Consider the following 20738-nt stretch of genomic DNA (forward strand, 5'->3'; position numbering starts at 1 on the left):
TGCATCAACCGGCTCAAACGCCACCGCGCCGTGGCCACCCGATACGACAAACTCGCCGTCCGCTACGAAGCCACCGTGACCATCGCCGCCATCAACGAATGGCTCTAACTTATGAAACAGACCCTAGCAGGCGCACTACCAGCAGGGCGTCCGGCGCGGGCTGAGCTGGTGCGGGGGAGGGGCTGGCCCGCGGGAGACCGGACTCAGACCTTCACGGTCGGGGCGTGCAGCTCGAACCAGGTGGAGAAGTCCAGCACGTGCTCGAGCAGGTTCCGCCCGCCGGCGCTGAGCTCGGCCGGTTCGGTTTCGGCGGCCTGGCGCACCTGGCCGGGGTCGAACAGGTCGAACGCCGGCTCCTGCCCGCCGAGCAGGTCGTGCACCTGGTGCTGCAGCGCTGCCGCGTACTTCGCGTCCTGCGTGGACGGGTAGGGGCTCTTGACGCGGTTGGCCACGGACTCCGGCAGGACGTCCGCCGTGGCGCCGCGCAGCAGGCTCTTCTCCCGCCCGTCGTGGGTCTTCAGCGACCACGGCGCGTTGAACGCGTACTCGACGAGGCGGTGGTCGCAGAAGGGCACGCGCACTTCCAGGCCGACCGCCATGGACAGGCGGTCCTTGCGGTCCAGCAGCATCCGCACGAACCGGGTGAGGTGCAGGTAGCAGATCACCCGCATGCGCCGCTCGAAGTCGGACTCGCCGGGAACGGTGGGCACTTCCGCGACCGCGCTGCGGTAGGAGTCGGCGAGGAACGTCTCCGCGTCGACGGCGCGGCGGACGTGGGGGTTCAGGGCTCGGAGGTGCTCGTCCACGTGCGCGGAGGCGGCCGCCATCCAGGGGAACGTCTCGGCCCGCTGCACCCGGGGGTCGTGGAACCAGCGGTACCCGCCGAAGACCTCGTCGGCCGATTCGCCGGACAGCGCCACGGTGGAGTGCTCGCGGATGGCCTTGAACAGCAGGTACAGCGACTGGTCCATGTCGCCGAGGCCGGCGGGGATGTCGCGGGAGCGCACGGCGGCGCGCCGCACGGCCGGGTCGGCCAGCGCACCCGGGTCGAGCACGATGTCGCGGTGTTCGGACTGCACGTGCTCGGCCACGTCGTGCACGTACGGGCCGTCCGGGGTGTCGCGCATCAGGTCGGGCACGAAGTTCTCGGTCTGCCCGACGAAGTCGACGGCGAAGGTGCGCAGGGCCTCACCGGTGCCGCGGAGCTGCTCGGCGGACAGCGCGGTCAGCGCGCTGGAGTCGAGGCCGCCGGACAGCAGCACGCAGCGGGGGACGTCGCTGACGAGCTGGCGCCGCACGATGTCGTCGAGCAGTTCGCGGACGTGCGCGGTGGAGGTGCTCTGGTCGTCGGTGTGCTCGGCGGGTTCCAGGCGCCAGTAGGTGGTTTCGCGCACCCCCGTGCGGTCCACCGCGACCACGGTGCCGGGCTGCACTTCGCGCATGCCCGACCAGATGCCGTGCCCGGGTGTTTTGGTGTGCAGGAGGAGCTCGCGCAGGCCGTCGGCCTCGACGGTCTTCTCGGCCGCGGGGTTGGCCAGGATCGCCTTCGGCTCCGATCCGAACAGCACGCCGCGCTCGGTGGGGTAGTAGTACAGCGGCTTGATGCCCAGCCTGTCGCGGACGAGCACGAGCTGCTCGGTGCGGTTGTCCCAGATGGCGAAGGCGAACATGCCGTTGAGCCGCTCGGCGAGCTCGGTGCCCCACTCCAGGTAGGCGCGCAGCACGACCTCGGTGTCGCTGTCGGTGCTGAAGCGGTGCCCGCGGCTGCGCAGGTCCTCGCGGAGCTCGGTGAAGTTGTAGGTCTCGCCGCTGTAGACGAGGGCGACCTCGCCGTCGCGGACCGCGTCGCCGCTGCGGCCGGGCGTTCCGACGGGGGCGCCTGCTGCGGAGTTGTCGGTGGGGTCGCAGGTCATCGGTTGGGTGCCGCCGGGCAGGTCGATGATCGCCAGGCGTCGGTGCATCAGGGCCGCGTGCTGGGACACCCAGGTGCCGGCGGCGTCCGGGCCGCGGCAGGCCATGGTGTCCGACATGGACTCGAGCGTCGGGGTGTCACCGCGAAGATCGCGGTGGAAATCGATCCAGCCGCAGATGCCGCACATCGTGCGCTCCCTCGTTGGTACCGGTTGTGTGCTCGTTTCGACCGGCCGGTCGGTACCTCGGTTCGTTGCCCTGGACAACTTGTTAGTGACGTTAACGAAGAACTTCCGGGGTGGCCATCCGAGGGCGGAGTGACCTCGCCCACGCCCGATGCGGAGGGGAGGGGCGTGCGGTGCGCACCGGAACGCCGCGGTGCCGTGGGCCTGCCGCTCGCCGCTGCGGAGGTGGTGCCGCGCACAGCGCTCCGCACGATAGGAAGGGAAGCCACCGCACCGAACCGAAGGAGAGGTATGCCGACGGTCGTGGTCATCGCGGAAGCCCCCGACGCCGCACGTGCGTTCCGGGCCGTGCTGTCCCCGCACGGCTACGAGGTGCTCGACGCCACCGCCCCCGAGGAGGCCGAGCCCGACGCGCGCATCGTCGACTTCGGCGCGGCCACGGACGCGGGCGCCGTGGCGCGGCTGCGCACCCGCAGCGACGCACCCGTGCTCGCCGTGGCGCCGCGGGACAGCCCCGGCCTGCGCGCGGAACTGCTCAACGCCGGTGCCGACGACTGCGTGAGCAGGCCCTTCGACGTCGGGGAGTTCCTCGCCCGCCTGCAGGCGGTCACGCGGCGCGGGAGCGGTGGCAGCACCCCCGACGTCGTGCGCACCCCGTCGTTCGCGGTGCACCTCGACGCGAAGAAGGTCGCGCGCGGCGAGATCGCCGTGCGCCTGACGCCGACCGAGTGGGCCATCCTCGAGATCCTCGTGCGCGCGGACGGCGCGCTCGTCAGCCAGCAGGACCTGCTGACCCGGGTGTGGGGCTCCGACTACGCCCGCCAGACCCACTACCTGCGCGGCTACCTGGCGCAGCTGCGCAGGAAGCTCGAACCGGAGCCGGACAGCCCGCGCCACTTCATCACCGAACCGGGGCGCGGCTACCGCTTCGAGATCTGACGGCTTCGAGGCGTGCTACCCGATGTCGGGGATCCCGCAGCGAGGCCTCGCCGGAGGTTCCCCCACCCGACCTGCCACGCCAGCCGATCCGCGGAGTCCCTTCGAGCCCCGCCGGGCCCGCGCGCCGCGCCCGCCGCCCGTAGCCTGGGGCCGTGATCGAATTCGACGCACTCGTGGACCGCGCCCGGACCCTCGCCGCGAGCGGTGAGCGGGAACTGCTCGGCATCGCGGGCGCCCCCGCCGCGGGCAAGGGACGGCTCGCGAAGCTCCTGCTCGGCGCGCTGGGCGAGGACGCGGCGCTGGTGCCGATGGACGGGTTCCACCTGGCCAACGCCGAACTGAGGCGGTTGGGCAGCCAGGACCGGAAGGGTGCGCCGGACACCTTCGACGCGGCCGGGTACGTGGCGCTGCTGCGGCGCCTGCGCGAACCGGGGCGGCGCACCGTCTACGCCCCCAGGTTCCACCGCTCGGTCGAGGAGTCCTACGCGGCGGAGATCGCCGTGCCGCCCGAGGTGCCGCTGGTGATCACCGAGGGCAACTACTTGCTGCTCGACCGCCCGCCCTGGGACGAGATCCGCGACCTGCTCGACGAGGCGTGGTTCCTCGCCCCCGACGACGGCGCGCGCGTCCAGCGGCTCATCGACCGGCACGTGCGGCACGGCCGCAGCCCCGAGCAGGCGCGCGAGTGGGTCGAGCGCAGCGACGAGAGCAACGCCGCGCTGATCGCGCCGACGAGGGAGCGGGCCGATCTCGTCGTGGACCTGGGGTGAGGGGACCGCGGCGCTTGTTCACCCGGACGAGGGGCTGCTCGAAGCCGGTTGCTCCGAGCTGGTCGTCGGTTCGGGAGGGTCCGTCGTGCCCGTGCTCGTCGGCGGTGTGCTCGGTTCCGTCGGATCCGAGGTCGGTGTCGGATCGCTCGTCGGCTCCGGATCCTCGGTGGTCGGCGGCGGTGCGGGCGTGCTGGTTCCGGTGTCCGGCGGTTGCGGAGGCGGCGCGGGCGGGCGGTGCGGCGCGTCCGGTTCCGAGCGCGGCTGCTCCTGCGTGGTCGTCCCGGGCGCGTCCGCGGACTCCGAGCCCGCGGTCGTGGTCCGCGGGTTCTCGGACGACGAGGACGCGGGCGGTGGCGGCTGCGGCGGCCGCGGACCCGACGAGGTGCTGGACTCGACTGCCGAGGTCGGTTGCAGCGTGATGTCCGGTCCCGCCTCGTCCGGGCGTTGCGAGGTGGCGACCATCGCCGCCGTCGTGGCGAAAACGGTGGCCACACCCACGCCGGTGGCGGCGAGCACGAGCAGGCGCCTCGGCCGGGAGTCCGGGTCTTCCTGGTCCATCGCGGTCCTCGCGGATTCGGGTGGTCGGAGCAACACCGTAGCGACCGGGAAAACCGGGATGATCCGCAGGTCCGCGGGATGCGGGCGAGCGCACCCCGCGCACCCCGCCGTGCGGCGGTGGTGTGCCGCCGCCGCGGGAGGTCAGGCATGATGCGGATGTGACCGAAGCAGAGCAGGCGCGAGTGACGGCGTGGGTGCACGGACAGGTGCAGGGCGTGGGTTTCCGCTGGTGGACGCGGGCCCGCGCGCTGGAGCTCGGTCTGGTCGGCAGCGCCGCCAACAAGCCGGGCAGCCGCGTGGAAGTGGTCGCCGAAGGACCCCGGCGGGCCTGCGCGGAGCTGCTGGAGGCGCTGCGGTCCGGCGACACCCCGGGACGGGTCGACAACGTCGTGGAGCAGTGGGCTGAGCCCCGAGGCGGGCTGACGGAGTTCGTCGAGCGGTAGCGCCGCGCGGGAGCCGATGCGGGCCCGGTTCGGCGGTCACCCGGTAGGCTTCCGGTGGTGAAGCGCCGTGACCGGCGGCACCTCGTCACGCGGGAAGGTCGATCGACGCCGTGCACCTGAAGAGCCTGACGCTGAAAGGGTTCAAATCCTTCGCCTCGGCCACCACGCTGCGCTTCGAACCCGGCATCACCTGCGTGGTCGGACCGAACGGCTCCGGCAAGTCGAACGTGCTCGACGCCCTCACCTGGGTGATGGGCGAGCAGGGCGCGAAGGCCCTGCGCGGCGGGAAGATGGAGGACGTCATCTTCGCGGGCACCTCCGGGCGCCAGCCGCTGGGCCGCGCCGAGGTCACGCTCACCATCGACAACGCCGACGGGGCCCTGCCGATCGAGTACACCGAGGTCTCGATCACCCGGCGGATGTTCCGCGACGGCGCCAGCGAGTACGAGATCAACGGCGACACCTGCCGCCTGCGGGACGTGCAGGAGCTGCTGTCCGACTCGGGCATCGGCCGGGAGATGCACGTCATCGTCGGTCAGGGCCAGCTGTCCACGATCCTGCAGGCCAAACCGGAGGAGCACCGGCGGCTCATCGAGGAGGCCGCGGGCGTGCTCAAGCACCGCAAGCGCAAGGAGAAGGCGCTGCGCAAGCTGGAGGCGATGCAGGCCAACCTCACCCGGTTGACCGATCTCACCAGCGAGCTGCGGCGGCAGCTGAAACCGCTGGGCAAGCAGGCCGAGATCGCCCGCAAGGCGCAGACGGTGCAGGCGGACCTGCGGGACGCGCGGCTGCGGCTGCACGCCGACGACCTCGTCTCCGCCCGCCAGGAGCTCGCCAAGGACGAGGCCGACCAGGAAGCCGCCCGCGCCAAGCGGGCCGAGGTGGAGACCCAGCTGCAGCACGCCCAGGCCACGGAGAAGTCGCTCGAGGAGCAGGCGGCGGCCGACGCGCCGCGGCTGAACGAGGCGCAGGACACCTGGTACCGGCTGTCCGCGCTGGAGGAGCGCCTGAGCGGCACGCTGCGGCTGGCCCAGGAACGGCACCGCCACCTCAGCGCCGCGCCGACCGAGGAGCAGCGCCCCGGGCGCGACCCGGAGGAGCTCGAAACCGAGGCCGACGAGGCCGAGGAGCAGGAGGTCGAGCTCCGCGAGGAGACCGAGCAGGCCCGCGAGGCGCTGAACCGCACCACCGAGCGGCGCAAGGAGCTCGACACCGCGGCCCAGCAGGCCGAGCAGGAGCACCTCGCCGCCGTGCGCGCGATCGCCGACCGGCGCGAGGGGGTGGCCAAGCTCTCCGGTGAGGTGGAGTCCACCCGCAGCGCCCTCAGCGCCACCGCCGACGAGATCGAGCGGCTCACCGCTTCGCTGCAGGAAGCCGGCGAGCGCGCGGAGGAAGCCGAACGCGCCCGCGCCGCGGCCGAGGACGCCACCGGGGAGGAGGACTCCGGTGAGGAGCACCTGCAGGAGAGGCTGAGCAGCGCCACCCGGGGACGCGACGCCGCGCGGGAGCGCGTCGCCGAGCTCACCAGGTCCGAGCGCGCCGCCGAGCAGGAGATCGCCTCCTGGAAGGCGCGCGTGGAGGCGCTGTCCATGGGCCTGAACCGCAAGGACGGAGCGGGTGCCCTGCTGCAGGCCGGCGAACGCGTGCCCGGCCTGCTCGGCGCCGTCTCCGCGCTGCTGACCGTGGAGAGCGGTGCCGAGGTGGCGCTGGCCGCCGCGCTCGGCAGCGTCGCCGAGGCGGTCGCGGTGCGGGGCGTCGACGACGCGGCCGCCGCGCTGCGGCTGCTGCGCGGTGACGAGTCCGGGCGCGCCGCGGTGCTCGTCGGTTCGGAGGCGGCCACCACCGACCGCTCCTGCTGGCCCGCGCTGGACGGGGGAGCCCGCTGGGCGGTCGACCTCGTGGCGGCCCCGGAAGCGCTGCGCCCGGCCGTGCTGCGGGCGCTGGACCGCGTCGCCGTGGTGGACGACCTGGACACGGCCTCGGACCTGGTCCGGCGGCACCCCGAGGTGCGCGCGGTGACCACCTCCGGCGACGTCCTCGGGGCGCACTGGGCCAGCGGCGGCTCCGAGGACGCGCAGAGCGCGCTCGAGGTCCGCGCCGCCGTGGACGAGGCGGAGCAGGAACTCGCCGCGGCGCAGCGCCGGCTGGAGCAGCACTCGGCCGCGCTGGAGGGCGCCCGCGCCGAGGAGGAGTCGCGCAACGCGGAACTGCGCGCGGTGCAGGAGGAGATCAACGAGGCCAAGGTGCGCCGCGCCCGCAGCAGCGAGCGCATCAACAGCCTGCGCAAGGCCGCCGAGTCCGCCCAGGCCGAAGTGCAGCGGCTGACCAAGCAGCGCGCCGAGGTGGAGCAGTCGCGGGAGAAGTCCCAGATGCGGCTGGCCGCCCTGGAGGAGCAGCTGGCCGCGGTGCAGACCGAGCAGGAGGAGGCGCCCGAGCCGGACACCACCGAGCGGGACCGGCTCAACGAGGAGCTCACCCAGGTGCGCCAGCAGGAGGTGGACGCGCAGCTGACCCTGCGCACCGCCGAGGAGCGGGCCCGCTCGGTGCAGGGGCGCGCCGACCAGCTGCGCCGCGCCGCGCGCCACGAGCGGGAGGCCCGCGCCCGAGCCGAGGCCGCGCGCCAGGCCCGCGAACGCGGCGCCCGCGTCGCCCGCGCCGTGGTGGAGGGCGCCGAGCAGGCCGCGGACCGCATCCGCACCTCGCTGCGGGCGGCCACCGAAGCGCGGGACGAGGCGCAGCGCAAGCAGGCGGAGAACGAGCAGGCGCTGAACACGGCGCGCCAGCAGGTGCGCGAGCTCGGCGGCGAGCTGGAGAAGCTCACCGACGCGATGCACCGCGACGAGGTCGTCCGCGCCGAGCAGCGGATGCGCATCGAGCAGCTGGAGAACAAGATCGTCGAGGAGTTCGGCGTCGGCCTCGACGACCTCGTCGCCGAGTACGGGCCGGACGTGCCGGTGCCGCCGAGTGCGGCGGAGATGGCCGAGTACGAGGCGGCGAAGGAGCGCGGCGAGCAGGTCAGCGAGCCGCCGTCGGTGCCGTACGACCGGTCCGAGCAGGAGCGCCGGGCCAAGCGCGCCGAGAAGGACCTGCAGCAGCTGGGCAAGGTCAACCCGCTGGCGCTGGAGGAGTACGCGGCGCTGGAGGAGCGCTACAAGTACCTCTCCAACCAGCTGGAGGACCTCAAGGCCACGCGGCGGGACCTGCTGGACGTGGTCAAGGAGGTCGACGAGAAGATCCTGGAGGTCTTCTCCTCGGCGTTCCAGGACGTCGCCGCCGAGTTCGAGAAGGTCTTCTCCGTGCTGTTCCCCGGCGGGTCCGGGCGGCTGACGCTGACCGACCCGGAGGACATGCTCACCACCGGCGTCGAGGTGGAGGCGCGCCCGCCGGGCAAGAAGGTCAAGCGCCTGTCGCTGCTGTCCGGTGGGGAGAAGTCGCTGACGGCGGTGGCGATGCTCGTGGCGATCTTCCGCGCCCGCCCCTCGCCGTTCTACGTGCTCGACGAGGTCGAGGCCGCGCTGGACGACACGAACCTGCGGCGGCTGATCACCCTGCTGGATCAGCTGCGCACCACCTCGCAGCTGCTCATCATCACGCACCAGAAGCCGACGATGGAGATCGGCGACGCGCTCTACGGCGTGAGCATGCGCGGCGACGGCATCACCGAGGTGATCTCCCAGCGGCTGCGCTCGGAAGCGGAGCTCGGCCAGACCGCGGGTGCCGACCCGGTCGAGGTGGCCGCGGGCACCGGTGCGGACGCGGTCGAGCAGGCGGGAACCGGGTCCCCGGATGCCGGGCCCTCGGATACCGGGCAGGAGGGCACCAGCTCGGCGGGCGGCGGGGACGACGCCGCGGAGTGAGCGCGTGCTGCGCCCGCCGCGGGCCCGCCGGAGCCAACGCGGCTACCGCGGCGGGTGGCTGGCCGCACCCCGCGGGCCCGCGGCGCGCTCCCCAACCCCGGAGTCGCGTCCCGCGGGTGCTCACTCGGTCCCGGAGCGCTCGCCGCGCCGCTGCGGCGCCGGGTGCAGCAGCGACAGCGCGGTGCCGACGAGCAGGGTGACGACCACGCCGGCCGGCGTGTACCAGGGGAAGGCCAAGCTGCTGGTGCCGCCCTCCCCGTCGGGCAGGCGCACGCCGTAGCCGAGCGCGGCCACCACGGCCAGCGTGACCACGAACGCGGCGATCGCGTCGGACTGGCGGGCGCGGCGCACGAACAGCCCGAGGGCGAACGCGCCGAGCAGCGCCCCGTAGGTGTAGCTGGCGATCGCCAGGCCGACCTCGACGACCGGGTTGTCGGTGCTGGTGAACATCACCCCGAACAGGACGAACACCGCCGCCCACACCAGCGTCCACAGCTTGCCGAGCCGCAGGACGCGCGCGTCCTGCCCGCCGGTGACCTTGCGGTAGATGTCGGTGACCGTCGACGTCGACAGCGAGTTCAGCGTCGACGACAGGGTGCTCATCGCCGCGGCGAGGATGCCCGCGATGAGGACGCCTGACAGCCCCGGCGGCAGCTCGGTGACGATGAACGTGGGGAAGAGCTCGTCATCGCTGGCCATGCCCATCGACTCGGGCGAGGCCCCGCGGTAGAAGACCCACAGCAGCGCGCCGACGAACAGGAACAGGGCGAACTGGAGGAACACCACCACGCCGCTGGAGATCAGCGCGCGCCGGCCGTCCTGGACGGTGCGGCAGGCCAGCAGGCGCTGCACCATCAGCTGGTCGGCGCCGTGCGAGGCCATCGCGAACAGCGCTCCGCCGAGCACCGCGGTGATCAGGGAGTACTGGTCGGTGAGGATCGGCGCGCCGGGGTCGAACAGCTGGAGCTTGCCCGCCTCGGCGAGGCTGCCCAGCCACCCGTCCGGCAGCCGGCCGACGAGGAAGCCGATCACGGCGAGGGCGCCGAGCACGTAGACGACCATCTGGATCACGTCGACCCACACGACCGCTCGGATCCCGCCGAAGTAGGTGTAGACGACGGTCAGCGCGGCCAGCGCCAGGATGATCTGCCAGTAGGACGTCCCCAGGCCGAACGCGTCGAGCATGACCTTGACCGGGATGGCGGTGGCGAACAGCCGCAGTCCGTCCGCGAGCAGCCGCGTCACCAGGAACGTCACCGAGGCGGTGGCCTGCAGCCCACCGCCGAAGCGCTGCCCCAGGAACGCGTAGGCGCTGACCAGGTCGCCGGCGTAGTAGCGGGGCAGCAGCCAGAACGCGACGACGACGCGGCCGATCAGGTAGCCGATCGCCAGCTGCAGGTAGGTGAACGAGCCCAGGTAGGCCACCGTCGGCACGCTGATCACCGTCAGCGTGGACGTCTCGGTGGCGACCACCGACAGGCACACCGCCCACCACGGCAGCGCGCGGTTGCCGACGAAGTAGTCGCGGGCGGTGCGCTGCCGTCCGCTGAGCAGCAGGCCGAGCGCGGGCATCGCCAGCAGGTAGACGACGATGATCGCGATGTCCACCGAACGCATGGTCACTCCTCGGGCAGGCCGCCGATGCGCAACCGCCGGGGCGGTTCGACGGGGGTGGGCAGGTGCAGGGGTCCCGCGCCCGGGGTGATGGAGCCGAGCACGCGCGGGCCGCGCGCGCCCGTTCCGCCCCGGAGCGTGCCGGGAAGGCCGTGCAGGGTGAGGAACCCGAGCAGCGCGGCCAGGTAGGCCTCCTTCGCCGGGGCGGGCAGGCCGAGGTCGTCGCTGTGCACGAGCCGCCGCCCGTGCACGTGGAGGTGCTCGCGCAGGGCGCGCACGAGCACGGGGTTGCGCACTCCGCCGCCGGAGGCCACGACCACGTCCACCCGGTGCCGCTCGCAGGCCTCGGCGATCGTGGTCGCGGTGAACTCGGTCAGCGTGGCCAGCAGGTCGTGGGGGGTGAGCTCCTCGAGCTCCGCCGTGGCCGCGCGCAGGTAGGTGGCGTTGAAGTGCTCCTTGCCGGTGGACTTCGGCGGCCTGCGGCTCAGGTACGGGTCCGCGAGCAGGCGGTCGAGCAGGTCGTGCCGGACGCGCCCGCGGGCGGCCAGCGCCCCGCCGGTGTCCCGCGCGGCGTCGGTGTACCAGGAGGCGGCGACGTCGAGCAGCGCGTTGCCCGGCCCGGTGTCGAAGGCCAGCAGGCGGTCCTCGTCGACGACGGTGAGGTTGGCGATGCCGCCGATGTTCAGCGCGGCGTGCACCTCCGTCCGGTCGGCGAGCCACAGCGCGTCGAGGGCGCTCGCCAGCGGTGCGCCCTGCCCGCCCGCGGCGATGTCGCGGGCGCGGAAGTCGTGCACCACGGGCAGACCGGTCGTCTCGGCGATCCACGCGGGTTGCCCGAGCTGGAGGCTGCCGAGCGCGGTGCCCTGCTCGACCCAGTGGTACAGCGTCTGCCCCAGGGAAGCGACCAGGTCGGCGCTGCCCCCGGCGAGTTCGACGCCGCGCCGCGCGGCGAGCGCGAAGCACTGCCCGACGGCGGTGTCCAGGTGGCACACCTGCGCGGCGGTCACCGGGGCGGGCGGCAGGGCGCTGGTGAGGTCGGTGCGCAGCGAGTCCGGGTAGTCGATCTCGGTGTGCCCGAGCGGCTCCAGGTGGAGCGTCCCCCCGCGCAGGCGCAGTGCGCAGGCGGCGACGTCCACGCCGTCCAGGGAGGTGCCGGACAGCACCCCGATCGCTCGCCAAGTGGCCACGACCCGTGGTCTAGTCCACACGGCGTGCGAGGCGCAAGCGTTTCGCCCGTTTCGCTGCGGAATCGGTCGTAGCCGGTCGCCCGCGCTGCGGGGTGCGCGCCGGGCTGCGCCGTCGCGGGTGCGAGGATGGAGGCCGTGACCAGCTCAACCGTGATCGTGATCGTCGCCGCGGTCCTCGTGGCACTGGTGCTCGCCGTGACCGCCGGTCTGCTGCTGGCGCGCCGGCGCCGGATCAGCCTGGGCGAGCGGCAGGAACGGGACGAGGTCTCCTCGTCGGAGACGCAGCAGCGCACCGGCTACCGCACGGGCAGCGGCATCAGTCTGTCCAGCGGAGGACCGCCGCAGCAGGGCTCCGGTTCCTCGACGGCCACCGCCGAGCCCGAGCAGCCGGCGGAGACCCGCACCGAAGCGGACGGTGAACCCGCGCTCGGGGACGAGGCGGCCGTACCCCGGGACAGCGAGCGGCGCGGCATCGTCGACGTCGACCTGCCCGACACGGCGACCGGGGCTCCCGGTGTGCCGGACGCGCGCACGGCGCCGGAAGCGCCCGCCGAGCCAGCCGTGACCGAGCGGGAGATCGCCGAGCAGAAGGCTCCGGCGGAACCGGAGACCCCGGCCGATTCGGAGGGCGAGTCGGAGCAGGCGCTCGCGGACGGTGCCGCGACCGCGGAGGCGGACACCGCTGCGGCCGAGACCCCCGCGGCGCAGGAGACCACCGAGGCGCAGGAGACCACCGAGGCGCAGGAGACCGGGACAGGGGAGAGCACCGGCTCCGCCGGCACGACCGCGACTGCCGGAAGCGGCGCGGCGGCCCCGGCGGAACCGGCAGTGCCGGAGCCCGCCGAGCCTGCCGCGACCGAGCGGGAGATCGCCGAGCAGAAGGCCCCGGCCGAGCCGGAGACCCCCGTTGAGCAGTCCCCCGCTGCCGCCGCGCCGGACACCGCTGCTGGCGAGGCCACCGCTCCCGCGGCCGAACGGGAGGAGATCGAACCGACCAGCGGGCGGCTGGAGCGCCTGCGCGGCCGCCTCTCCCAGTCCCGCTCGACGCTCGGGCAGAGCCTGCTCGGTCTGCTCGGCGCCGGTGACCTCGACGAGGACTCCTGGGAGGAGATCGAGGACACCCTGCTGATGGCCGATCTCGGCGCGGCCACCACCACGGAGATCACCGAGCGGCTGCGCTCGGAGATCGCCACGCGGGGGGTGCGCACCTCGGAGCAGGTGCGCGCACTGCTGCGCGAGGTGCTCGTCGACGCGCTCGGCCCGGACATGGACCGCTCGGTGCGGGCGCTGCCGCACGGAGACCCGGTTGACGGCGGCAAATCGGCCGTGGTGCTCGTCGTCGGCGTCAACGGCACCGGCAAGACGACCACCACCGGCAAGCTCGCCCGGGTGCTCATCGCCGACGGGCGCTCGGTGCTGCTCGGCGCGGCCGACACGTTCCGCGCGGCCGCGGTGGAGCAGCTCGGCACGTGGGGCGAGCGCGTGGGTGCCGAGGTGGTGCGCGGCAACGAGGGCGCCGACCCGGCCAGCGTGGCGTTCGAGTCGGTCAGCCGGGCCGGGGAGACGGGCGTCGACGCGGTGCTGGTGGACACGGCCGGCCGGCTGCACACCAAGACCGGCCTCATGGACGAGCTCGGCAAGGTCAAGCGCGTCGTGGAGAAGAAGGCCCAGGTCGACGAGGTGCTGCTGGTGCTGGACGCCACGACCGGCCAGAACGGGCTCGCCCAGGCGCGCGTGTTCGCCGACGTCGTCGACGTGACCGGCATCGTGCTGACGAAGCTGGACGGCACGGCCAAGGGCGGCATCGTGTTCCAGGTGCAGCGCGAACTGGGCGTGCCGGTCAAGCTCGTCGGGCTCGGGGAAGGGCCGGATCACCTGGCCCCGTTCGACCCGGGCGCGTTCGTCGACGCCTTGCTGGAGTGACCCGCTCCCCGGAGTGACCCGGGCGCGGCCGGGGCTCTCCCGGCCCGCCGGGAGAGCCCCGGCTTCCCGGACCCCAGGGCGAGTCTCGGCTCGCTTTGCGGATCCCGGTGGCGGTGGACGTTTCTCGGGACATGTCCACCCGCCTGTGCCGGAGCCCTGCTCGCGGCCGGGGCGGGCGCATGTGCTGTGGCCGGGATCTCCGCGGCAAAAATTGTCTGATGACTGACAACTCTCCTAGCCTGGTCGAGTGAGGGCATCGACCCGCCCCCGCGGAGGGCGAGCCGTCCGCGGGGGCGGGGTGCGAGTCGCGAACAGGGGGAGACATGCGCAGCGTGGGCAAGCGCTCCTCGGTGGAGGACGTCATCGCCCGGCTCACCGAGCAGCTCTCCGCCGGCGCGTGGCGCCCGGGGGAGCGGATCCCGACGGAGCAGGAGCTCAGCGGTGAGCTCGACGTCAGCCGCGCCGTCGTCCGCGAAGCCGTCCGCGCGTTGGTGCACCTCGGCGTGCTGGAGAGCCGCCAGGGCTCCGGGACCTACGTCGTCAGCGCGACCGACCCGACACCCATGCTGCGGCAGCTCAACCTGGCGCGGGTGCGCGAGGTGTTCGAGGTCCAGCTCGGCTACGACGTGACCGCAGCCCGGTTCGCCGCGGTGCGCCGCACCGACGAGGACATCGCGCGGCTGCGGGCCCTGCTGGAACGGCGCGACGAGGCCGCCACTCCCGACGAGTTCGGCTCCGCCGAGGTCGACTTCCACCAGGCCGTGGTGGAAACCGCCGGCAATCCCCTGCTGCTGGAGATGTACCGGTACCTGCTGAGCAGGTTGCGGGAGAGCCTCGAAACCCTGCGCGCGGCGCACGAGCTGGTCGAATCCGGCCCGCAGGCGCACCGCGCTCTGGTGGACGCCATCGCCGGTGGTGATGCCGACGCCGCGGCCCGCGCCGCGCAGGCGGTGATCGAGCCCGGACTCGATTCCCTGCGCAGTGCCCTCGACGAGGACCGATGACGCAACGCCGGGCGCACGCGCGGCGGAACCACCGGCTGCCGCACCGGTCGACCGGCGGCACAGCCGCGCACGCAGAGAGGAATGCAGGAGAGCTGTGAGCATGCGAACCGAAGTGCACGACCACCAGCGGCGGAGGTCCAGCGCGGTCATCGCCACGATGGTGCTCGTCGTGCTGGTCGCGGTGGCCCTGCGACCGCCGTTCACCTCCGTCGCGCCGCTGCTGGAGGGGATTCAGCGCGACCTGGGCCTGTCCTCCTCGTTCGGCGGCGTGCTCACCACGCTGCCCGTGGTGTGCCTGGGGGCGTTCGCCTTCCTCGCGCCGAAGCTGCGGCAGCGGTTCGGCGACGAGCGCGTGCTGCTGGGCTGCCTGGTGGTGCTCGTCGCGGGCAACCTGCTGCGCGCGGCAGGACCGGTGTCGACGCTGCTGCTGGGCACCGTCGTGGTCGGTGCGGGCATCGCCGTGGCCAACGTGGCGCTGCCCGGGCTGATCAAGCGGGACTTCCCGGACAACGTTCCGGTGATCACCGCCGTGTACACGGTGTGCCTCACGCTCGGCGGTGCGGTCGCCGCGAGCGTCGTCGTGCCGATCTCCGAAACCACCGGATCGGCCTGGCGCGCCCCGCTCGGCCTGCTCGCGGTCCCGGTGGCGGTCGCGCTGGTGATCAGCCTGTTCGTGCTGCGCGGGCGCTCCGGTCCGGCGCCGCTGCCCTCTCGCCCGGGGCGGCTGTGGCGGTCGCCGCTGGCGTGGCAGGTCACGGTGTTCATGGGGTTGCAGTCGGCCATGGCCTACGTCGTGTTCGGGTGGCTGCCGAGCATGCTGCAAGGCCGCGAGTTCAGCGCGGGGACGGCCGGCCTGGCGCTCGGCGTGCAGGCCGCGGTGCAGGCCGTCGGGTCGATGAGCGTGCCGGTGCTGGTGCGCCGCACCCGCGACCAGCGGCTCATCGCCGTCGTCCTGGCCGTGCTCATCGCCCTCGGCTTCACCGGGGTCGTGTTCGGCCCGGCACCGGCCGGCGTGTGGGCGGCGGTCGTTCTGCTCGGCGTCGCCCAGGGAGCCGCGTTCGGCCTGGCGCTGACCCTGTTCGGGCTGCGTTCGCCGGACAGCGACACCACGGCGGCCCTGTCCGGCATGGCCCAGGGCGGCGGCTACCTCATCGCGGCCGCCGGTCCGCTGCTGATCGGCCTGATCCACGACCTGTCGGGCAACTGGACCGCACCCCTGGTGCTGCTGTGGGCGTGCTGCGCCGGGCACTTCGCCGCCGGGATGTTCGCCGGACGCCCGGTGCAGGTCGACTCCGTCACCGGAGGAACGAGCTCGTGACCGACCGCCGCCCCTGACCCGGGGCACGGCTCCCCGCGTGATTGGACTCGTTCCAGAGAGCGCAATTTTCATGAAAATTGTGAGTTGTCCCCACGCGAATGGAGCACAAGTTATCCCCAGGGGGTCGGGTTCTCCCCAAGGGCCCTGCGCGTCGGGCGGGGTGTTGCCGTGCGTGTCGGGGCCCGGCGCAGTCCGCGGCGCAGCCGTCCGCACGACGTCAGGGGCGGGTTGCCCGCGATCACGGCCGACATCTTCGGCGCCCGCGTCGCCCGTCTGGCACGGGCGCCGGTGCGCTTCGGCAGCTCCCCACGGGGGCGCTCCGGTGCGGGGGCTGCGCCTCCGCGAGTCGCGCGCACCGGGGCGGGTCTCACGTGTCCGGTGGGGCCTGCGCCTCCGGGCGAGTCGCGCGTGTCCGGGTGGGACCCGCGCGTCCGGACGGTGTCTACGCATTCGGAATGCGTATCTCTACCTAGATCAACACACGGGGGTTCACGGTCTCGGCGCCCCCGCTCGGACCGGCAGACTCATTCGTGCACGGCGCAGAGGGAAGGCCGGGCGGTCAGGGCGAATCCCCGCCCGTTCTGGGGGTCGGGCGGGGATTGCTCAGCCGCCGTGCACGAGGGGAGCCGAGGGGGATCAGGGGGAGAGGCCGGAGCGGCCCGCACGTGGGGGAAGGGCCGCTCCGCGACCTCCGTCAATCCACCGGTGCGACGCGGATCAGGTTGCCGTCGGGATCGGCGACGACGAAGGTCCGCCCGAACACCTCGTCGCGCGGCTCCGCGACGACGTCGACGCCCTTCTCCGACCACGCGCGGAACTGCCGGTCGATCGCCTCGGGCCCACCGGGCAGGGCCACGCACAGCTCGCCGGTCCTCGTCAGCGTCCGGGCCGCGCGCTCCGGATCCCCGCTCCACAGGGCGAGCTGGACACCGCCGTCGAGGTCGAAGGCGATGAACCCGGGGGTTTCGAAGCTGGGAGCCATCTCGAACAGGTCGGCGTAGAAGCGGGCGGACGCCGGTGCGTCGGTGACGTGGACGATGAACATGTTCGGGCGTGGCACGGAAGACCTCCACGTGTTCGTGGTGTGCGGACACGCGGAGACTGCGCGTCATCGGTGACGAGTTCCGGCATGATTGATGAGATCCTCCGGTGGTGCCGCCGGATCGCTTCTTCTCCCTGCTGATCGCGCTGCAGAGCTGCGAGTCCACGACCACAGCCGAGCTGGCCCGCGAGCTCGGGGTCTCCGTGCGGACCGTGCTGCGCGACCTGCGTTGGTTGCAGGAGGCGGGTTTTCCGCTGCTGGTGCGGCGCGGCCGGTGGGGCGGGGTGGCACTGCTGCCCGGTGGAGCCCTGGACGCATCGCGGCTCGCACCGGCCGAACGCGACCACCTCGCGCTGGAGGGCCTCGACGACGAGCAGCGGGACCAACTGGGTACCGCTGTCGAGGCCCGGCGCGCCCGCAGCAAGGTGGCAGCCGTCCGGCGGCCACCGGAGCAGGACGCACTGCCGCTGAGCGCGGTCGTCACCACCGACAACACGCCGTGGTTCGGCCCCCGGCCGGGAGGGATCTCCCCGGCGGAGCTGCTCGGGGACCTGCGCCGGGGAGTGCGCCTGCGCATCCACTACCGCCGCTCCGAGGGGGCCGAGCCCGCCTGGCGGGCGGTGGATCCCTACGGTCTGCTGGCCAAGGGCGGCCGCTGGTACCTGGTCGCCGACCGCGGCGGCTCCCCCGCCTGTACTCGCTCGAGCGCCTCGTCGAGTGGCGGGCGCTGCGAACACCGCGCCGCCTGCGCGCGGGGGCGACGTTGCCCCGCGTCGCCGCGGAGCTCACCGAGCAGTGGGAAGCTCCCGCCCCGCTGCGGGTCGAGGCCGTGCTCGACTCCGCCCAACTCGACCGCGCGAAGCGCATCCTCGGCAGCCGGCTGACTGTGCGCTCCGCCGAGCAGTGCGACCGGGTGGACATCGCGGTGGCGTGCCGCGAGGTGGAGGACGTGCGCCAACTGCTGCAGTTCGCCGACGGCATCACCGTGACCGGGCCGCCCGCGGCGCGGGACCGCCTCCGCCAGCTCGCCGCCGACACCTTGCAGCAGTACCTCTAGTGGCGCGTCAGGTCGTTTTGCGCACGGGGCGGCCGGGGCAGGTGGGAGGAACCTCCTGCACGTCCCAGCTGCCCCCGAGCACCCGCCCCGGATGACGGAACCTCGAGCACCGACCCGCCAGCGGCGCGGGGGGAGGCGGTGGTCGGGCGCGAGCGACCAAGATCGACGCGTAACCTGTTGATGTCGTGGACCCCTCCGCGGCGCCTGCCGCCGACCCGCCGGTCATCAGCGTGCCCCGGCGCTCGCTCGTCGTCTTCGCCGGCATTCCCGGCGCGGGCAAGAGCACCGTGCTCGGCCGGTTGTCCACGCGCGCCGGCGCAGCCGCGCGCGCAACGCCCGGGGAACCGGTCGTGCTCGACTCGGACGAGGCGCGCGAGCGTCTGCGCTCGGTGCTGCCCGGCTGGGTGCGCTACGGCTGGTACCGCCCCCTGGTGCACGTGCTGCACGGGTTGCGCATCGTCCGCTGGTGCCTCGTCGCCAGCGGTCCCGTCGCAGCGCACGAGCCGGCCACCCGGGCGAGCAGCCGCGCTCTCCTGGCGTTGTGCGCGCGGCTGAGCGGGAGGGAGCGGGTGCTCGTGTGGCTGCGGGTCGATCCCGGTGACGCGCTCGACGGGCAGCGCGCCCGCGGCCGCCTCATCGGCGCGTGGTCCTTCGCCCGCCACGTGCGGCGCGCGGTGCGCATCGAGGGCCTGCTCGCGACCGGGGCCGGCCTGCGCGGCTGGCCGCGGGTGCACGCGTTCAGCAGGCACCAGCTCGACGGCGGGATCCGCGTGGACGTGTCCGAGCAGTGCTCGCGGTGACGTTCGTCCCCGTTTCCCGGGGTGGCGCGCGCAGCGGCGATCGTCCTGGTTAGGCTGGTGGACCGTGCGGCGGGCAGATTCCGCCGTTCCGGCTGAGATCATCGAGCTGCGAGTGACTGGCAACGGGGTGCTCATCCCGGTGCGTGGTGTGGCCACCCGCGGGATGTGCTGGGTGGCGTCGACACGTGGTCGACTGTGTGGTGACGCACTGCCGTGATGGCGCACTGCGTGATGACGCGCTGCGCTGTTTCACCCCGGACGTGCCGCGTAGGGCCGCTTCGGATCTGATCCAGCCCTGATCGACCTACGAGGAGACCCGCGTCCAGCATGCCGACTTTCGATGAGCTCGATCTCGACCCCGAGGTACTGAAAACTCTGGTCGAGCTCGGTTACGAAACACCGACCCCCATCCAGGAACGCACGATCCCGCCGCTGCTGGAGGGCAACGACGTCCTGGGCCTGGCCCAGACCGGCACCGGCAAGACAGCGGCGTTCGCCCTGCCCATCCTGTCCACGGTGAACGTGGCGGAGCAGCAGCCGCAGGCGCTGGTGCTGTGCCCCACCCGCGAACTCGCCATCCAGGTCAGCGACGCGATCCAGAGCTACGCCACCGGCCTCGACGGCCTGCGCGTGCTGTCCATCTACGGCGGTCAGAGCTACCGCCCGCAGCTGGAGGGCCTGCGCCGCGGCCCGCACGTGGTCGTCGGCACGCCCGGGCGCGTCATCGACCACCTCAACCGCGGCACGCTCGACCTCAGCGGCCTCGAGCACGTCGTGCTCGACGAGGCCGACGAGATGCTGCGCATGGGCTTCGTCGAGGACGTCGAGACGATCCTGAGCTCGGCGCCCGCCCAGCGCCGCACCGCGCTGTTCTCCGCGACGATGCCGCCGGCGGTGCGCCGCATCAGCCAGTCCTACATGCGCGAGCCGGTCGAGGTCACCGTGGAGAGCTCCACGCGGACGGCCGCCACGGTCAACCAGCGCTACCTGTCCGTGCGGGACTCGGCCAAGCGCGACGCGCTGACCCGGGTGCTGGAGGCGGAGCAGTGCGACGGCGTGATCGTGTTCGTGCGCACCAAGCAGCTCACCGAGGAGCTCGCCGAGTACGTGCAGGCGCGGGGCTTCCGCGCCACCGCCATCAACGGTGACGTGCCGCAGCAGCTGCGCGAGCGCACGATCGGCCAGCTGCGCGACGGGAAGGTCGACATCCTCGTCGCGACCGACGTGGCGGCGCGCGGGCTCGACGTCGAGCGCATCTCGCACGTGTTCAACTACGACATCCCCCGCGACCGCGAGGCCTACGTGCACCGGGTCGGCCGGACCGGCCGGGCCGGCCGCACCGGTGAGGCGATCCTGTTCGTCTCACCGCGCGAGCGCGGGCTGCTGCGCGGGATCGAGAAGTCCACGGGGCAGACGATCACGCCGATGCAGCTGCCCACCGTCGAGGAGGTCAACAAGCAGCGGCTCGCCCGCTTCGCCGCGCAGATCACCGACACGCTCGGCAGCGGGGACCTCGAGGTGTTCGAGGACCTGGTGCGGGACTACCAGAGCGAGCACGACGCGGACCCGGTGCGGATCGCCGCGGCGCTGGCGAGCATGGCCCAGGGCGACCGGCCCCTGCTGCTGGACCCCTCCGACGAGCTGGAAACCCCGGACTTCGAGTCGAACAAGTCCGACAAGGAGACATACCGGGTCGAGGTGGGGCGCCGGAACCGCGTGACGCCGAAGGCCCTCGTCGGGGCGCTGGCGAACGAAGGCGGGCTCGCCAGCAAGCACATCGGCAACATCGACATCCGCGCCGAGCACACGCTGGTCGAACTGCCCGCCGACCTGCCCGAGCAGCTGCTGCGCAAGCTCGGCCGGACCCAGGTCGCCGGGCGCGGGCTGCACATCAGCCGCGCCGATGACGAGGTCGTCGGGCGGCGCGGCGGGCGGCCGAACCGCGGCCGCGGCACCGACCGCGGGCGGAAGAGCGGCGCCGGACCGCGCAAGGAGGGTCGCGCGGGCCGGTTCGACAAGCGTCCGCGCCGCCCGCACAGCACCTCCTGACGCGGGCCTCCGGCCGGACGCGGGTGGCGCGGAACCGCCACCCGCGTCCGGCACTGGCGCACGCCGGTTATCCTTCAGGGG

The 20738-nt window shown here is 73.3% G+C and carries 16 protein-coding genes and 1 pseudogene; 12 read left to right on the top strand and 5 right to left on the bottom strand.

The window, feature by feature from the left end:
- Nucleotides 1-108, top strand: a pseudogene (locus tag ACYVJE_RS17165) (IS5 family transposase); the annotation flags it as partial.
- Between the two features lie 95 nt (nucleotides 109-203).
- On the opposite strand, the gene asnB reads toward ACYVJE_RS17165, so the two are convergent.
- Nucleotides 204-2099, bottom strand: a complete 1896-nt coding sequence (asnB, locus tag ACYVJE_RS17170; RefSeq protein WP_461145264.1) for an asparagine synthase (glutamine-hydrolyzing) — start codon at nucleotides 2097-2099, stop codon at nucleotides 204-206.
- Between the two features lie 288 nt (nucleotides 2100-2387).
- Between asnB and ACYVJE_RS17175 the strand changes: the two genes are divergently transcribed.
- A complete protein-coding gene (locus ACYVJE_RS17175) occupies nucleotides 2388-3035 on the top strand; it encodes a winged helix-turn-helix domain-containing protein (RefSeq protein WP_461145265.1) in 648 nt (215 codons plus the stop codon).
- Nucleotides 3036-3187: 152 nt separating this feature from the next.
- Nucleotides 3188-3805, top strand: a complete 618-nt coding sequence (locus ACYVJE_RS17180; RefSeq protein WP_461145266.1) for a nucleoside/nucleotide kinase family protein — start codon at nucleotides 3188-3190, stop codon at nucleotides 3803-3805.
- An 18-nt stretch (nucleotides 3806-3823) separates the two neighbouring features.
- Here ACYVJE_RS17180 and ACYVJE_RS17185 read toward each other — a convergent pair whose 3' ends face one another.
- Complete coding sequence (locus tag ACYVJE_RS17185; protein ID WP_461145267.1) at nucleotides 3824-4363, bottom strand: hypothetical protein; 540 nt, start codon at nucleotides 4361-4363, stop codon at nucleotides 3824-3826.
- A gap of 158 nt (nucleotides 4364-4521) precedes the next feature.
- Here ACYVJE_RS17185 and ACYVJE_RS17190 point away from each other — a divergent pair, with 158 nt between their 5' ends.
- Both ACYVJE_RS17190 and smc read left to right on the top strand, forming a co-directional pair.
- The gene (locus tag ACYVJE_RS17190) at nucleotides 4522-4806 is read left to right on the top strand and encodes an acylphosphatase (protein ID WP_459156914.1); all 285 of its coding nucleotides are present in this window, start codon (nucleotides 4522-4524) and stop codon (nucleotides 4804-4806) included.
- 110 nt (nucleotides 4807-4916) lie between these two features.
- A complete protein-coding gene (gene smc / locus ACYVJE_RS17195; RefSeq protein ID WP_461145268.1) occupies nucleotides 4917-8663 on the top strand; it encodes a chromosome segregation protein SMC in 3747 nt (1248 codons plus the stop codon).
- Between the two features lie 120 nt (nucleotides 8664-8783).
- Here smc and ACYVJE_RS17200 read toward each other — a convergent pair whose 3' ends face one another.
- Together ACYVJE_RS17200 and ACYVJE_RS17205 are read right to left on the bottom strand one after the other, a co-directional pair.
- Nucleotides 8784-10280 (bottom strand): sodium:solute symporter, encoded by a 1497-nt coding sequence (locus ACYVJE_RS17200; protein WP_459156912.1) that lies wholly within the window; start codon nucleotides 10278-10280, stop codon nucleotides 8784-8786.
- A 2-nt stretch (nucleotides 10281-10282) separates the two neighbouring features.
- Nucleotides 10283-11464 carry an anhydro-N-acetylmuramic acid kinase gene (locus ACYVJE_RS17205; RefSeq protein ID WP_459156911.1) on the bottom strand — a complete coding sequence of 394 codons (1182 nt, stop codon included), beginning with the start codon at nucleotides 11462-11464 and terminating at the stop codon, nucleotides 10283-10285.
- Nucleotides 11465-11599: 135 nt separating this feature from the next.
- On the opposite strand from ACYVJE_RS17205, the gene ftsY reads away from it, so the two are divergent.
- The 3 genes from ftsY to ACYVJE_RS17220 all read left to right on the top strand — a co-directional run bounded on the left by ftsY (nucleotide 11600) and on the right by ACYVJE_RS17220 (nucleotide 15709).
- The gene (gene ftsY, locus ACYVJE_RS17210; RefSeq protein WP_461145269.1) at nucleotides 11600-13387 is read left to right on the top strand and encodes a signal recognition particle-docking protein FtsY; all 1788 of its coding nucleotides are present in this window, start codon (nucleotides 11600-11602) and stop codon (nucleotides 13385-13387) included.
- Between the two features lie 323 nt (nucleotides 13388-13710).
- On the top strand, nucleotides 13711-14391 hold the full coding sequence (locus ACYVJE_RS17215) for a FadR/GntR family transcriptional regulator (RefSeq protein WP_459156909.1): 681 nt from the start codon (nucleotides 13711-13713) through the stop codon (nucleotides 14389-14391).
- A gap of 100 nt (nucleotides 14392-14491) precedes the next feature.
- Nucleotides 14492-15709, top strand: a complete 1218-nt coding sequence (locus ACYVJE_RS17220; RefSeq protein WP_459156908.1) for a CynX/NimT family MFS transporter — start codon at nucleotides 14492-14494, stop codon at nucleotides 15707-15709.
- A gap of 694 nt (nucleotides 15710-16403) precedes the next feature.
- Here the strand turns inward: ACYVJE_RS17220 and ACYVJE_RS17225 are convergent.
- Complete coding sequence (locus ACYVJE_RS17225; RefSeq protein WP_461145270.1) at nucleotides 16404-16769, bottom strand: VOC family protein; 366 nt, start codon at nucleotides 16767-16769, stop codon at nucleotides 16404-16406.
- An 89-nt stretch (nucleotides 16770-16858) separates the two neighbouring features.
- Between ACYVJE_RS17225 and ACYVJE_RS17230 the strand changes: the two genes are divergently transcribed.
- The 4 genes from ACYVJE_RS17230 (at nucleotide 16859) to ACYVJE_RS17245 (ending at nucleotide 20657) form a co-directional block, all read left to right on the top strand.
- Nucleotides 16859-17635 (top strand): helix-turn-helix transcriptional regulator, encoded by a 777-nt coding sequence (locus ACYVJE_RS17230; RefSeq protein ID WP_461145271.1) that lies wholly within the window; start codon nucleotides 16859-16861, stop codon nucleotides 17633-17635.
- Nucleotides 17636-17664: 29 nt separating this feature from the next.
- Entirely contained in the window at nucleotides 17665-17808 is a 144-nt protein-coding gene (locus ACYVJE_RS17235) for a hypothetical protein (protein WP_461145272.1), read from the top strand.
- A gap of 185 nt (nucleotides 17809-17993) precedes the next feature.
- A complete protein-coding gene (locus ACYVJE_RS17240; protein ID WP_459156905.1) occupies nucleotides 17994-18608 on the top strand; it encodes an AAA family ATPase in 615 nt (204 codons plus the stop codon).
- Nucleotides 18609-18935: 327 nt separating this feature from the next.
- Nucleotides 18936-20657, top strand: a complete 1722-nt coding sequence (locus tag ACYVJE_RS17245; RefSeq protein ID WP_461145273.1) for a DEAD/DEAH box helicase — start codon at nucleotides 18936-18938, stop codon at nucleotides 20655-20657.
- Nucleotides 20658-20738 lie beyond the last annotated feature (81 nt).

This window comes from Salinifilum aidingensis (genome assembly GCF_054782015.1).